Genomic DNA, 14,405 nt, shown 5'->3' on the forward strand with positions numbered 1-14,405 from the left:
GACTTGAGTCTTTGGGAAGAAGGACTGAAGTCCTCACTACGAACCTTTTTTTGACCTTGGAAAGAAGGACTGAAGTCCTCACTACGAACCTTTTTTTTAGACTTGAGTTTTTGGGAAGAAGGACTGAAGTCCTCACTACGAACCTTTTTTTTTCGATGGATTTATGGTTGGATGAAAATGCCGATCGCATTATGGACTCTCGCAGCAGTGGACGGCGGGCGATCGAGTAAACTGCCTCCCAAATACAAACTTGTCGAACTTCCCCCATCCAAGTTTAAAGCCTCCACAGCGCCCATTTGCTGCAAGATCTGCGCCAGTTCCGCGAAATTTGGGCCCGCCCCGCCCGCGCGATTGTGGACGGCTACAATTAGCAAATTCCCCGCAGCAGTTCGCCCGATCGCACTCCGAATCGCTGTCTGTCGAACGTAGGCATCGCTAAAGCCTTCCGCCTTGGCATCCACGGCAACTCGACTGTTTTGTACTAACACCGGCCCGCCACCGAGAATGTAAGGAAAACGGTTAAAATCTGCGGGAATTGTGTTAGTTTCTAAACGCAATAAATCTCCTGCTGCCAATTGGGATGCAGGAGATAAATCGGAACGCAAAGCTAAAATATAACCGTTTCCTGGAATTGGAAAATTGGTTTTTCCCGCCGCACCTCCGGGGGATTGGCCGATCACTCTATCGCCCGCAACTGTCACAACTATTTCATCGTCTGAAAACGGAGTATAAGTCGCTCCCCAATCAAGATTGTAACGACCGATTCCTGATGTCACGTAGGCACTATTTAACTGGGAAACAGACAAGCGCTGATTCCCAGGAGTTATTAAAGTTTCTTGCAAGGTCAAACGAGCGATCGCAAATTCGCCTCGATCGTTCCAAGCAATCGCCCCCCGGTTCAATATCGGCCCGGAAAGCCATTTAGTATCCCGCCGAATCGCACCTAAAGCCAGTCGGTTGATGCGATTGAAAAATCCGGCATTAATTGCAGCACCCGTTCCCGAAACTTCGGCTGTTTGTAATAAAGCTGCACTACCTTTCTCTGTCGGCGGATTGCTCAACAGCGGTCTAATTTTCACACCGGATTGACGCGGATTTACTTCTAAGGAGTATACGGGGAAACGCGCTGTTCCTAGATTTTGATACTGCTGGCGCCATCGAACTCCAGCCGCCCAAGCAATGTCTTTTTCTACTAACGAGTCTGGCCGAATGTCTATTACTAATCGATTCGGATTTCCTAAACTGAAAACTTGCGGCCGCCAACCTAAGGGAATTTGTACTTTTACTTTGGTTTGATTCCCCGCAGGTTCGATTTTTAGCGATCGCAATTGTTGACTGGTTGCAAAAATGCGCTCGCCCAACGTGCGATCGACTTTGGCATCGATCGCGATCGACCATTCTTGACTGGCGATCGCGCGATCGGGTGCTAGCGGCTGCGAGAGCGCGGGTTTAGTCGGGTCGTCTGGTGTTTCGAGGTTTGGTGCTGGGGGGCTTGCCTGCAAAGGAATAGCGGGTTTTGTGGGGTCGTCGGTTGGCGGTGGGCTGGGTGTATCGACGATGTTAACTTGCCACGGGGCCGCGCGATCGAGATCGAGAACAATGCGATCGCCCGTTTCTCTGGCTGCTTGCCGAATTCCGGTGACATTCGCAGGTTGAGATGTAATTTTTAGGAGATTGTTGTCGATCGATATTTGCCAACCGGCAAGTTTAGCAAAATCGGTAATATCTAAATAACGATACGCACCAGTCGATCGCGCTGTCAAACTTTGAGCATTAGTTAAAGATACGGAAAACCACTGCACCGGTTGTTTGGTACTGTCGGCTGTATTGAGCAAATCGACTCCGGCAGATTGCATTAAGCCAACATCCGCAATCCAAGTTCTCAAATTAGTAGATGTGTTATTTGTTGGCTGCTGAGTCCAAGCTAATGGCAAAATTCTGCCGTTGAGAGAGACTTGGCGGCCTTGTCTAATTCTGGCAACTGGCGGTATGGATTGAGTCAAAAACCGATAGTCCGACAGGGAATGAATTCCCTGTCTCATAGCTGAAGTCCTCTGAAGAGGACTGTGGGTTGGCATTTGAGTCGGTTTTAACCGACTTTCGCTATCAGCCAGGGAATTCATTCCCTGGCGGGCTGTGGAAGCATGAATCAGCCCAGCCCTCTCCCCCGACTGAGCTCTCCCCGCCAGATTCCAGACTGAACACAGGAGAATCGTCGCCAGTAGGGGCGAAATCGAGACGGACAAAATCCAGGGCAAAATACTCCCAAGCCTTCTGTTATCTGCTGCTAGCTGTTTTTGTCTGTCCATTTTTTTACTGCGGGAAACATAAAACCATTAACCGTCAAAAACGCCGCGCATACAGCAGAATGGTGAAAAAATCTAATTTTATTGGATAAATTTAATTTTTTGGACTGTGTAGTTGGCTGTAGTTAGCTGCATAATATAAAGCAGGGTTTCATAAGTTGCGATCCTCGATGCTACAACACTACTTCCACCTACTCACCAAGCTACGAGCAGGTGTCTTTTGTTTCTGGGGCGCCGATCGAAGCAACTAAGCACCGCAGCGAACAAAATAAAGCTAGAGTTACTATCTACCGATTTTCCCTGCAAGGGGATCGAGCGGACTCATGAAAAAACGCACTAAAAACTCGTGAAGCGCAGCTATCGGGCTTTTAATCGCCCCCAATATATCTGGTTGCTGGGTAGCAATTCCTCAAAAAATCGTTGCTTGTTAACAGCAGCGTATTCTGCGAGAGATCTCCGAAGCGATTCGATCGAGATAATGTGAAGTACCCACCGTCAAGCTGATTACCGCTATGACGGGGGCTTCCTGTTTCAACCGCCACCGCCTCGACACAAAGCTTGCCTTATGTTTCGGTCTTACGCAGCGTCTAGAGGTTTGACAAGCCGTCTTGCCCTGACTCTCACATCGCTTGTACGATGTCCAGGCAGTCGCCCTCCTTCCGAAGGCAGAAATGTTTTTAGTTGGAAACCCACATGGCGTTTGATACATTCAGTGGCGGATTTCTTTTAGTGGATAGTGCGAAGCGTACTTACGTTTGCTCGATGGCAACGGCCTTTTAGACGCTCCACAAGGTGATCGACCTCCAAACCGATTGTACCAATTCTCGAAATGTTTGTACTAATCAATTATCTATTTGTTCGTCGAGTACGACTCACGCGCCTTTCATCCCCCACTAACCGAGTACGGTATAGTGAGGGAATTCCCGTCTGCCTTGTTAAAATCTCCAAACAGGGTTTCGGCGTTACGTACAGGCAGCATCTACGTAAATTTTTATCGAATCAGCTTGCTATGTGCTGTTTTAAGATTTACTAGACTCCCACCGCTCGGCAGTATTCTCTCTCCGAGCTATAAAAACAAATCAACCACACAATCACAGAAATAACATTCAATCAACATGGGTAACACGATCGATCGAAACAGCAACGTGCATCAAACTCAGCGAGGAACTCCATTTGCCGGCCAAAACTGGTTAGTGGAAGAAAGAGATGCCTGCGGTGTGGGGTTTATTGCCAATCAAAGCGGCGAAGCTACGCACTCACTTATTCAAAAAGCCCTCCCAGCCTTAACTTGTCTGGAACATCGCGGCGGTTGCAGTGCAGACTCCGATTCCGGCGACGGCGCAGGTTTGATGACTGCAATTCCTTGGGAATTGTTGCATACTTGGTTTGCCGAACAGGGAATTGTGCCTCCACCACAGGAACACTGCGGCGTGGGAATGCTGTTTCTGTCTCAAGATGAAAGTCAAGCGCAGACAGCGCGGCAGGTGGTTGAGCAAGTTATGGTCGATCGCGGTTTAACTGTTGTGGGATGGCGAAAAGTTCCCGTTTTACCGTCGGTTTTGGGCCCGCAAGCGCGGGAAAATCAACCTCAAATCGAACAGATAATCGTAAGTTCACCGAACTTGCAGGGAGATGAGCTCGACAGACAGCTATTTCTCGCCCGCCGCACCATCGGACACTCGCTATCGGATCGCCCCGGCTTCACCCGCCAAGACTTTTATAGTTGTTCTTTTTCCTGCCGCACGATCGTCTATAAAGGCATGGTGCGATCGGCAATACTCGGAGAATTTTACCTCGATCTGAAAAATCCCGCTTATAAAAGCGCCTTTGCCGTCTATCACCGTCGCTTCAGCACCAACACCATGCCCCGCTGGCACCTAGCCCAACCCATGCGCTTGCTGGGACACAACGGCGAAATTAACACGCTGTTGGGCAATATTACCTGGATGACGGCGCGGCAAGCCAATTTGTCTCACCCGAATTGGAGTCAAGCGGATATCGACACGTTCAATCCCATTGTCAACTCCGAAAGCAGCGATTCGGCAAACTTGGACAACGTGATGGAAATGTTGGTGCACTCCGGCCGCACTCCCCTGGAATCCCTGACAATTATGGTGCCCGAAGCCTATAAAAATCAGCCGGATTTGGCGCCCTATCCCGAAATTGTCGATTTTTACGAATATTACAGCGGTATTCAAGAACCTTGGGACGGCCCGGCGCTGTTGGTATTCAGCGATGGCAAGCAAGTAGGTGCTACGCTCGATCGCAACGGTTTGCGTCCGGCCCGTTACTGCATTACTAAAGACGGCTTGGTAATTGTCGCCTCCGAAGCCGGAGTTGTCGATATTCCCGAAGCAGATATCGTCGAAAAAGGCCGCTTGGGCCCAGGACAAATGATTGCAGTGGACTTGCAAACTAAGGAAATTCTCAAAAATTGGCAGCTAAAACAGCGGATTGCGAAGCGGCACCCCTACGGCGAATGGCTGAAACAAAACCGCGAAATCTTGCAGCCGCAGCCTTTTGCCGAAACCGCAACCCTCGACTCGCAAGCGCTGTTAGCCACCCAAACTGCTTTCGGCTACACCGCCGAAGATTTGGATATGGTAATTGTGGAGATGGCAAGTTCTGGAAAAGAACCGACTTTCTGCATGGGCGATGATATTCCCTTAGCTGTATTGTCAGAAAAGCCTCAGTTACTTTATAACTATTTCAAACAGCGGTTCGCTCAAGTGACAAATCCGCCGATCGACCCCCTGCGCGAGGGAATGGTGATGTCACTGACGATGAATATGGGTTTGCGCGGCAATTTACTCCAAGCAACACCGGAAAATGCCAAGCTGCTAAAAATAGATTCCCCCGTACTCAACGACGGTGAACTGTCTTTCTTGAAAGACCAAAAGTCTTTCCCCGCAACGCAACTGTCAACTCTTTACAAAATTACTTCCGGGCCTGCTGGCCTACAAAGCGCAGTCGAGCAACTTTGTCAAGATGCTGTGGAGGCAATTCGATCGGGCGCAAGGATTCTAATTTTGAGCGATCGAGTGTCGAAGGAAGAAGGCGAATCTGCTGCTGTTGGTTTGAGTGATGAATGTACTTATATTCCGCCCTTGCTGGCCGTTGGTGCAGTTCACCACCACTTAATTAGCGTCGGGATGCGGATGCAAACTTCGCTGGTTGTGGATACGGCGCAGTGTTGGAGCACTCACCACTTCGCGTGTTTGATCGGTTACGGCGCGATCGCAGTTTGCCCTTACTTAGCCTTGGAAAGCGTGCGCGGCTGGTGGTTTGACACCAAAACTCAAAACTTGATGGAACATGGCAAAGTTCCCAAGATTACCGTCACTGAGGCTCAAGCTAAATACCGCACAGCGGTGGAAAACGGCTTGCTGAAAATCATGTCGAAAATGGGGATTTCGCTGTTGTCTAGCTATCAAGGCGCGCAAATCTTTGAGGCGATCGGGATTGGCGCCGATTTGCTCGATTTGGGCTTCAAAGGCACTGTTTCCCGCATCGGTGGTTTGACTGTAGCAGAACTCGCTCACGAAGTAATGTCTTTCCACTCTCAGGCTTTCCCCGAATTACTCCAGAAAAAGCTGGAAAACTTCGGCTTCGTGCAGTACCGCCGAGGTGGCGAATATCACATGAACAGCCCGGAAATGGCCAAGGCTTTGCACAAGGCTGTCGCTACATTTAAGGCTGATAGTAACGGTAACGGGGCCGACGCAAAAACCGCCTACGACCATTACGAGGTTTACAAGCAACAGCTCGAAAACCGTCCAGTCACGGCTTTGCGGGATTTGCTTGACTTTGCGAGCGATCGCCCTTCCATCCCCATCGAAGAAGTGGAATCTGTAGCAGATGTTGTCAAACGCTTCGCCACCGGCGGAATGTCTCTCGGCGCTTTGTCGCCGGAAGCCCACGAAACTTTGGCGATCGCGATGAACCGCATCGGCGGCAAATCCAACTCCGGCGAAGGTGGCGAAGACCCGATCCGATACAACGTGCTGAACGATGTGAGTCCGGCCGGTTTCTCACAAACGCTACCTCACTTAAAAGGTTTGCAGAACGGCGATACAGCCTGTTCGTCCATCAAACAAGTAGCCTCCGGGCGTTTCGGCGTAACTCCCGAGTACCTGATGAGCGCCCAACAAATCGAAATTAAAGTCGCACAAGGTGCGAAACCGGGTGAAGGCGGTCAATTGCCGGGGCCGAAAGTGAGCGAGTACATCGCCTATTTGCGCCGATCGAAACCGGGTGTCACTTTAATCTCTCCTCCTCCTCACCACGACATTTATTCGATCGAGGATTTGGCGCAGTTGATTTTTGACTTGCATCAAATCAATCCGAAAGCAGGAGTTTCGGTGAAGTTGGTATCGGAAGTCGGTATCGGCACTGTAGCAGCGGGCGTTGCCAAGGCAAATGCCGATGTGATTCAAATTTCCGGCCACGACGGCGGCACCGGTGCGTCTCCACTGAGTTCGATCAAGCACGCAGGTTCTCCGTGGGAACTCGGATTGACAGAAGTTCACCGAGTGCTGATTGAGAACAAGTTGCGCGATCGAGTTTTGTTGCGCGTTGACGGCGGCTTCAAAACCGGTTGGGACGTAATTATCGGCGCTTTGATGGGCGGCGAAGAGTACGGTTTCGGCACGGTAGCAATGATTGCCGAAGGCTGCATCATGGCTCGGGTTTGCCACATGAATAGCTGTCCTGTGGGCGTGACAACTCAACAGGAACACTTGCGGAAACGGTTCCCCGGAACACCGGAACACGTGGTTAATTTCTTCTATTTCGTAGCAGAAGAAGTGCGGAGTTTGTTGGCGAAGTTGGGTTATAAGTCGATCGCAGATATCATCGGCCGCGCGGATTTGCTGAAGATGCGTGAAGGGGTGAAACTAACTAAAACTCAAGCAATTAATTTGGATTGTTTGACGAAGTTACCGGATACTAAGGGCGATCGATCTTTCTTAGTCCACGGCGACATTCACACCAACGGCCCTGTGCTGGATGATGATTTGTTGGCGGATGTTGAGATTCAAAGTGCGATCGCCAATCACGGCACTGTCAGCAAGAATCTAACATTGGTAAATACCGATCGCACTGTGGGAGCACGTTTATCAGGTGCGATCGCGCTGCAACACGGCAACACCGGCTTTACTGGTGAAATCACCCTCAACTGCACAGGTACTGCGGGCCAAAGCTTCGGCGCGTTCAACTTACCGGGAATGACGCTGCGACTGTCTGGCCAAGCTAACGACTACGTTGGTAAAGGGATGCACGGTGGCGAAATTGCGATCAAACCGCCGATTGGTGCGACGTATGATGCTGCCGAAAATGCGATCGTTGGCAACACTTGCTTGTACGGCGCGACGGGCGGAACCCTGTTAGCTGCGGGTAAAGCAGGCGAACGATTTGCGGTGCGTAACTCGATGGCGAAAGCAGTCATTGAAGGTGCCGGCGATCACTGTTGCGAGTACATGACTGGCGGCGTCATTGTCGTCCTAGGAAAAGTCGGCCGGAACGTCGGCGCTGGAATGACTGGCGGCTTGGGTTATTTCCTCGATGAAGATGGCAATTTCCCCGCGCACGTCAACGGAGAGATTGTGAAGATGCAGCGGGTTTCTACGGCCGCTGGTGAGGCGCAGTTGAAGGAGTTGATTGAGATGCAGTGCGATCGAACTAACAGCAAAAAAGCCGAGAAGATTCTCGCAAATTGGTCGGAATACTTGCCGAAGTTCTGGCAAGTTGTGCCGCCAAGTGAAGCGAATTCGCCGGAGGCTTCGGAGCAAAAGATTGCTGTAGAAGCTTAATTTTGCAATCCGAGTTTCTTTAGCTTGTAGGCGCAGTCAGAAACCGGGTTTTTTCCAAAATCTTTGGTTGTTACCGACAGATTAGGTAAAAAACCCGGTTTCTTTAGCTTGTAGGCGCAGTTAAAAACCGGGCTTTTTTCCGAAATCTTTGATTGTTACCGACAGATGAGCGTAAAAAACCCGTTTTCTTGAGGTTGATGCGTAACTTTTAGTTAAACTAGAGTGTAATCTTTAACTGCCTCGCTTTGAAGGAATTCTTGATAAGCAGATTCATCTCCAAAAGATTCGATCGAAACCTGAGATTTTGGCATTGGTATTAGCGGAGTTTCGACGGGGACATATTTGCAGTATCCAACTACAATCATCTCAAACTCGTTATTAGGTATTGCTGTCGGGTACTCTTCCACCCTCACAACTTCCCAGTCTCCAGTACGGTAGTGGGTGCTACAACCGGAACCATCAGCACTGTGAAACTCCAGCAATCTGTACCCCGGTGCGGGAATAGGTTCGTTGGATGAATCAAAATACTCTGCAAGGATATCAGTGTATGCCCCTGTGTGGGCTAACAACCTATTATCTTCCCCCTCATTTTCAGTCCATTCGGCACGAAAAATTATATATTTTCTACCCATTAATCAATCCTCCTCGGTTTCTTCGATGTAATTAGGGAATTCAGTTTTGCCTTTAAAAACGCACTCCCACTTGAGAATGGGATTGTTTTGATTTACTCTATGTAAGTTTTAACTGCTACAACTGGCATACATTTTCGGATTATAACTACTTATTATTGTAGGCGGATGCGATCGAGTTTATCTGGAATTGAATTACGTTTATCGCCTATCGGTTAGCTAGTTGTTGCTTCAAATCGCGGATAGCAGCACTGGTGTTGCATTGATAAGCAATTTCTACACAACGGGCGATCGCACTTTGTAGATCGAAGTCTGGAAAATAGAGGCTGTGGGTTTTAACTTGATAGTTTCCACCTTGCAGCCCATAAATTAACAGTTGCTGCTTCTTGTACAGCCAAATTTCAGGAACCCGATAGGGAAGATAGTCTTGTACATCCGAATAACTGGTAACATCAATTTCTATGGCTAAATCTGGCGGCGGATCGTTTTGCCAATCTATCCGCTTTTTTCCACAAACCGCTTGCCAATTGTTAATGTAAAAGCAATAATCTGGTTCAATTCCGCTTTCTTCTGGCACTGTCATGGTGATAGGAGTAAACGCATCATATTCCCGTTCATCGGCATCCAAAAGAGTTGTGACAATATTGGCAATCAAATGAGCATCTTTTCCGTGTACGGGTAGAGGTGACATCAGCAATACTTCTCCATTACGATACTTCAGACGCGGAATAGAGCCATCTCCTCGGCGATCGTACAAACTTTGATATTCTTGCCAAGTTGCGGGTAAGCGCACTACAGAACCCGCAGGCAATTGAATTTTTTCGGGTGATACGAGGGCAAACATGGTCTAATCTCCCTTTTGCAGCCATTGACTTTAAGGATAACAAAACCGGTGCGGGCGATCGCAGTTGAGCTTTCATGTATACCGTAAACTTTCACACCTTTTCTCGGTTTTACTGCCCGCGTCCTGGTTTGCAATCTACGAAACCTAATGCTTCTGTGCCCTTGAAAACTGGCGATCGAAATGGCGATCGTTGGTGCGATCGGATATTCAATTTCCGCAGCACGCGCAATTAAAGCTTTTTTAATTCGTTCTGGCAAACGTCTCAAAATAACTTCGGCATTAGCACCTCAGAAATTAATTAATAATTTCTCCTTTGTTATTGGCCAACTTTTCACGCCATTTTTGAAGTTCCTCAGGTGTTTGTCTCACCCAATCTGTTACTTCGCCAAGGATTTTTAATGGTGCTTGAGAGCGATACGATCGTGTCGGATTGCCCGGAAATTTTTTGTCTGTAACATTCGGGTCATTTTCAAACCCCCCTGTCGGTTCAACGATATAAACACGTTCACATTTATCACCTTTTGCTAATGCAGCAGCTAGTCCCGCCCCATTAACAAGCGCTGTGAAATAAATGTGATTCATTTTGAGTTCAAGTTTGTAATTAGAACTGCCCCCTGCTGTCAGCAAATCGCCAACCTGCAAATCTGCTTTCGTCCCATGATAAAAGGGGCCTTTGTCAGAAGGTTTATCTTTAAACGAAGTTGCTAATTCATAATTCTTTTTTGCATTGTCAGAGTCGCCTAAGTCTTCATAGCATTTGGCAATGTTTGAATATAGAGAAGGGAAAGCACTCTTAACAGAGTCGTTATTTATTCTTAATGCAAACAGCAAAGCCGTTTTGAGCCATTGTAACTTGTCGGGAACATTCTTTTGATATCGAACTACATAATGGGCTGAAATAAATTTTTCAAAGTCGTATTTTGCTTCGTTCCAGGCTTGAAAAAACAGTTTACTTGCTTCTTCTGGTTTGCCTTTTTCTTCCATGCCCATAGCTTGAAGACACAGTTTAACAACATTGTTGTTTGGGTTGAATTCCATGATTATCTCGTAATTATTATAATTTTGATATTGTCATGAGGCTAAAACGGGACGATCGAGCTTGCAGACTGCATACAGAAGCGAAGCTTTAATATCGTCAAGTTCCAAGTCTGGCAATTCTTCCAGAAACTCAAAAAATTGCTCACCCGCAGCTAGCAACTGTAGGATATCGATGACTCGAATCCGCATTCCCCGAATGCAGGGACGATCGCCACATTGTCTTGGATTCACCGTGATTCTGTCCAACAGATAAGCAACGGATGCTGGCATCGATCAAAATTGTTTGAAACCTTTGTCTCTAGCTTACCTCATTTATCGATCGAAATTCACGCCGCGATCGAATTGTGCGATCGCCATCTACGGTAACGGGCGCTGACGAATTCGATCGCGATCCACCACCGTAAACCGTTCCTCAAATTGCAATCTTTCCATCTGCAATAAATTTAACAATATTGATGCTGGTTCTTCCGGTGTCTGAGAATGTCGCGGACTTCATAGCTGCTCATAGTCCATCGGCGTAGACATTCCCGCTGCAATCTCGGCTTTGGCTTTCCGGGCTGCCGCGACTAGATTATTCTTCGTCCGCTTAAACGACTCATCCCATCGCTTTTCTTCTTCAATTTCTGACAGATATGCGCGAACATTCTCCACTACCTGCTTTTGAAGCTCGTCAGGTAGGGACTCAAGCATCTTAACGATCGTGGTAATTGCAGGAGAAGACATGGCATTTATTCAGTGCAGTGGATCTTCTCTATTCTACAACCTTCGCCACAAACAAGCCATAAAGTATTTCAATATAATCGCGATCGAACTCACGCCGCGATCGCACAATTCGATCGCCACTTCCAGCTCAATACTCTCTAAAGTATTATTTGTAGGCTAGGCGCAGGCAGGAAGTGTCTCATAAACGAGTTCCATGAGTTGTTCTGAAGCAACGGTATCAGAGATTATGACGTGAGACTTCTGCTGTTTTAGCTAAAAATTCTTGATAAGCCGATTCATCTCCAAAAGAGTCGATCGACACCTGAGCGTTTTGCATCGATATCAGCAGAATTTCTACAGGGACATATTTGCAGTATCCAACTACAATCATCTCAAATTCGTTATTAGCTATTGCTGTCGGGTATTCTTCCACCCTCACCACTTCCCAGTCTCCAGTATGGTAGTGCGCGCTAGAAGCGGAACCGTCAGCCCTGTGAAACTCCAGCAATCTGTACCCTTAAAACCCACTCCCACTTGAGAAGCGAACTCAAGCCAACTACCGTAAAGCAGAGCTAGCTCTCATTTACTTTGCATATTGTAATTATTAATAAAACCTATACTTTTTCTTGATGGCTTTGCACTGCTCCCCATCCGTTTAACACCAATACTTAAATACATCTGAGCTTATCTGCACTCCGCGAAAACTTTTGTTACAATATGTAAGCTGTTACAAATCGTAACTTATGCTGGTTTCTATTTTAATAATTGACGTTGCCCTCGTTGCCTGGTCATTGCATCTAATGCAAGAGGCGATCGCGCAACGAGAATTTTCACTAATCCTAGCCGGCACCCTAGTTGCGGTTTCAGCCGCGGCCCTGGTAGTCGTCTACTTCCTCATGGGGTCTTGTTTGAGCCATTTAACTGAAATATCCCAGCACACCTACTAGATTGTAGTGGCGATCGACAATTGTCAAAAAGCGAGGAATTTTTTTGAAAAAAAAGCCAAAAGCCTTGCCCGTCCAAGGCTCCAAACTATTTTTTCAAAAAGGCTTGACAAATATCGGTCAGTTAAGGCATGATTGAGAGCGCGAAAACAAAGGGGAATTAGCTCAGTTGGTAGAGCACTACAATGGCATTGTAGGGGTCAGCGGTTCGAGCCCGCTATTCTCCATATTCTCCATAAGTCAAGATGAGACGGCGGTTGAAACCGCGTCTACAAAAACCAAGTCCGCCTCCGCGGACTGAAGAGAATAACATAATTTTTAAAGCGTATTCTTGAGTGCACTTGGAGTGGGTTTTGTGTGTATACACGCGGTTTCAACCGCGAGCGTATTCTTAAATTCGATCGCACCACACACCACAAAAACCAACTTTCCCCTAAAATCAAAACAGTCTACCCGCAACCAACAAAGCGCTACCTGTGGCAAACTCAACTGAACCCAACAATCCAGAGATAACGAGTCAGCTTGCGCGATCGCCTCTGTACGAACTATCATTGCAGCTCAAAGGTCGAATGGTGCCCTTTTCCGGGTGGGAGATGGCAGTGCAGTACGCAGGTATCAGCAGCGAACACCAAGCAGTACGCCAGCAAGCAGGAATGTTCGACATTTCCCACATGGGAAAATTCTGTTTGAGAGGGAAACAGGTAATAGAAAAATTTCAACCCTTAGTACCGTCAGACTTAAGTCGGTTGCAACCAGGACAAGCTCAATATACAGTCTTATTAAATGACAAAGGCTGCATCCTAGACGACATTATTTTCTACTGCCAAGAACCCGATAAAATTACGGGCGAAGAACGGGCAGCAATCATTGTCAACGCCGCCACTCGCATCACAGACAAAGCCTGGATTGTCGCCCACTTAGACTTGAGCGAACTTATTCTCACCGACATCTCCGAAGACCAAGTTTTAATTGCAATTCAAGGCCCGGAAGCTGTTAACTATCTCCAGCCTTTTGTGGAAGACAACCTCGCACCAATTAAAGCTTTCGGACACTTAGAAACTAAGTTATTGGGACAACCGAGTTTTATCGCCAGAACAGGTTATACCGGCGAAGATGGATTTGAAATCATGGTGGATATAGAAACCGGAAAACAAGTCTGGCAAAAATTCCTAGATGCTGGCGTTGTTCCCTGCGGTTTGGGTGCGAGAGATACTTTGCGTTTAGAAGCGGCAATGGCACTTTACGGTCAAGATATCGATGACAATACTACACCTTTAGAGGCTGGATTGGGTTGGGTAGTTCACCTCGATAGCAAAGGCGATTTTATTGGGCGCGAGGTTTTGGAAGAGCAGAAAGCCACGGGAGTATCGAAGCGGTTGGTAGGGTTGGAAATGCAGGGGCGGCATATTGCGCGCCACGGCTATCCGATCATAGTTGCAGGGGAAAAAGTAGGAGAAGTTACTAGCGGTACATTATCGCCTACATTGAATCGGGCGGTAGCCCTCGCGGTTGTTCCAGCAAAATTAGGTAAAATTGGCCAGCAGTTAGAAGTTGAGATTCGCGGGAAAAATTACCCGGCTACGGTGGTGAAAAAGCCATTTTATCGATCGCCAAATCGCCCAAATTAAATAAGGTTCGTAGTGAGGACTTCAGTCCGCATCAATCCGAGGACTAAAGTCCTTACTACAAACCAACACAATATCAATCTTTCATATTAAAGCGGTTCGTAGTGAGGACTTCAGTACGCATCAATCCGAGGACTAAAGTCCTTACTACAAACCAACACAATATCAATCTTTCATATTAAAGCGGTTCGTAGTGAGGACTTTAGTCCGCATCAATCCGAGGACTAAAGTCCTTACTACAAACCAACACAATATCAATCTTTCATATTAAAGCGGTTCGTAGTGAGGACTTCAGTCCGCATCAATCCGAGGACTAAAGTCCTTACTACGAACCAACACAAGATCAATCTTTCATATTAAAACGGTTCGTAGTGAGGACTTCAGTCCGCATCAATCCGAGGACTAAAGTCCTTACTACGAACCAACACAAGATCAATCTTTCATATTAAAACGGTTCGTAGTGAGGACTTCAGTCCGCATCAATCCGAGGACTAAAGTCCTTACTAC

At 47.5% G+C, this 14,405-nt stretch carries 11 protein-coding genes, 1 tRNA gene, 1 pseudogene and 1 CRISPR repeat array (1 of these 14 only partly in view); of the genes and pseudogenes, 5 read left to right on the forward strand and 8 right to left on the reverse strand.

The features are described from left to right. Nucleotides 1-143: a CRISPR direct-repeat array (repeat unit 26 nt; unit sequence GAAGGACTGAAGTCCTCACTACGAAC) (it extends 567 nt beyond the left edge of the window). 18 nt (nucleotides 144-161) lie between these two features. After that, nucleotides 162-2,309 carry a phosphodiester glycosidase family protein gene (locus tag QZW82_RS06860; RefSeq protein ID WP_293146424.1) on the reverse strand — a complete coding sequence of 716 codons (2,148 nt, stop codon included), beginning with the start codon at nucleotides 2,307-2,309 and terminating at the stop codon, nucleotides 162-164. Nucleotides 2,310-3,421: 1,112 nt separating this feature from the next. On the opposite strand from QZW82_RS06860, the gene gltB reads away from it, so the two are divergent. After that, a complete protein-coding gene (gltB, locus tag QZW82_RS06865; protein WP_293146426.1) occupies nucleotides 3,422-8,116 on the forward strand; it encodes a glutamate synthase large subunit in 4,695 nt (1,564 codons plus the stop codon). Nucleotides 8,117-8,328: 212 nt separating this feature from the next. Here gltB and QZW82_RS06870 read toward each other — a convergent pair whose 3' ends face one another. The 6 genes and pseudogenes from QZW82_RS06870 to QZW82_RS06895 all read right to left on the reverse strand — a co-directional run bounded on the left by QZW82_RS06870 (nucleotide 8,329) and on the right by QZW82_RS06895 (nucleotide 11,350). After that, nucleotides 8,329-8,748, reverse strand: coding sequence for a hypothetical protein (locus QZW82_RS06870; RefSeq protein ID WP_293146428.1), 420 nt, complete (start codon nucleotides 8,746-8,748; stop codon nucleotides 8,329-8,331). A gap of 205 nt (nucleotides 8,749-8,953) precedes the next feature. Next, nucleotides 8,954-9,589, reverse strand: coding sequence for a Uma2 family endonuclease (locus tag QZW82_RS06875; RefSeq protein WP_293146430.1), 636 nt, complete (start codon nucleotides 9,587-9,589; stop codon nucleotides 8,954-8,956). Continuing rightward, nucleotides 9,538-9,855 carry a hypothetical protein gene (locus QZW82_RS06880; protein WP_293146432.1) on the reverse strand — a complete coding sequence of 106 codons (318 nt, stop codon included), beginning with the start codon at nucleotides 9,853-9,855 and terminating at the stop codon, nucleotides 9,538-9,540. Before QZW82_RS06880 ends, QZW82_RS06875 begins: the two co-directional genes overlap by 52 nt. 28 nt (nucleotides 9,856-9,883) lie before the next feature. Next, nucleotides 9,884-10,261, reverse strand: a pseudogene (gene arr / locus QZW82_RS32200) (NAD(+)--rifampin ADP-ribosyltransferase); the annotation flags it as partial. Between the two features lie 399 nt (nucleotides 10,262-10,660). Further along, nucleotides 10,661-10,897, reverse strand: a complete 237-nt coding sequence (locus QZW82_RS06890; protein ID WP_293146436.1) for a DUF433 domain-containing protein — start codon at nucleotides 10,895-10,897, stop codon at nucleotides 10,661-10,663. A 222-nt stretch (nucleotides 10,898-11,119) separates the two neighbouring features. Beyond that, nucleotides 11,120-11,350 (reverse strand): hypothetical protein, encoded by a 231-nt coding sequence (locus QZW82_RS06895; protein ID WP_293146439.1) that lies wholly within the window; start codon nucleotides 11,348-11,350, stop codon nucleotides 11,120-11,122. Here QZW82_RS06895 and QZW82_RS06900 point away from each other — a divergent pair. Then, nucleotides 11,349-11,510: a hypothetical protein gene (locus tag QZW82_RS06900; RefSeq protein ID WP_293146441.1), complete on the forward strand. Its 162-nt coding sequence runs from the start codon at nucleotides 11,349-11,351 to the stop codon at nucleotides 11,508-11,510. The genes QZW82_RS06895 and QZW82_RS06900 overlap by 2 nt on opposite strands. A gap of 57 nt (nucleotides 11,511-11,567) precedes the next feature. Here QZW82_RS06900 and QZW82_RS06905 read toward each other — a convergent pair whose 3' ends face one another. Then, nucleotides 11,568-11,837 (reverse strand): hypothetical protein, encoded by a 270-nt coding sequence (locus QZW82_RS06905; RefSeq protein WP_293146442.1) that lies wholly within the window; start codon nucleotides 11,835-11,837, stop codon nucleotides 11,568-11,570. 235 nt (nucleotides 11,838-12,072) lie between these two features. On the opposite strand from QZW82_RS06905, the gene QZW82_RS06910 reads away from it, so the two are divergent. The 3 genes from QZW82_RS06910 (at nucleotide 12,073) to gcvT (ending at nucleotide 13,901) form a co-directional block, all read left to right on the forward strand. Continuing rightward, nucleotides 12,073-12,276, forward strand: a complete 204-nt coding sequence (locus QZW82_RS06910) for a hypothetical protein (protein ID WP_293146445.1) — start codon at nucleotides 12,073-12,075, stop codon at nucleotides 12,274-12,276. A 151-nt stretch (nucleotides 12,277-12,427) separates the two neighbouring features. Continuing rightward, nucleotides 12,428-12,500 (forward strand) — tRNA-Ala (locus tag QZW82_RS06915). A 249-nt stretch (nucleotides 12,501-12,749) separates the two neighbouring features. Then, entirely contained in the window at nucleotides 12,750-13,901 is a 1,152-nt protein-coding gene (gene gcvT, locus QZW82_RS06920; protein WP_293146447.1) for a glycine cleavage system aminomethyltransferase GcvT, read from the forward strand. The last annotated feature ends 504 nt before the right edge of the window (nucleotides 13,902-14,405 follow it).

The organism is Microcoleus sp. bin48.metabat.b7b8b9.023 (assembly GCF_013299185.1).
GTDB lineage: Bacteria > Cyanobacteriota > Cyanobacteriia > Cyanobacteriales > Microcoleaceae > Microcoleus.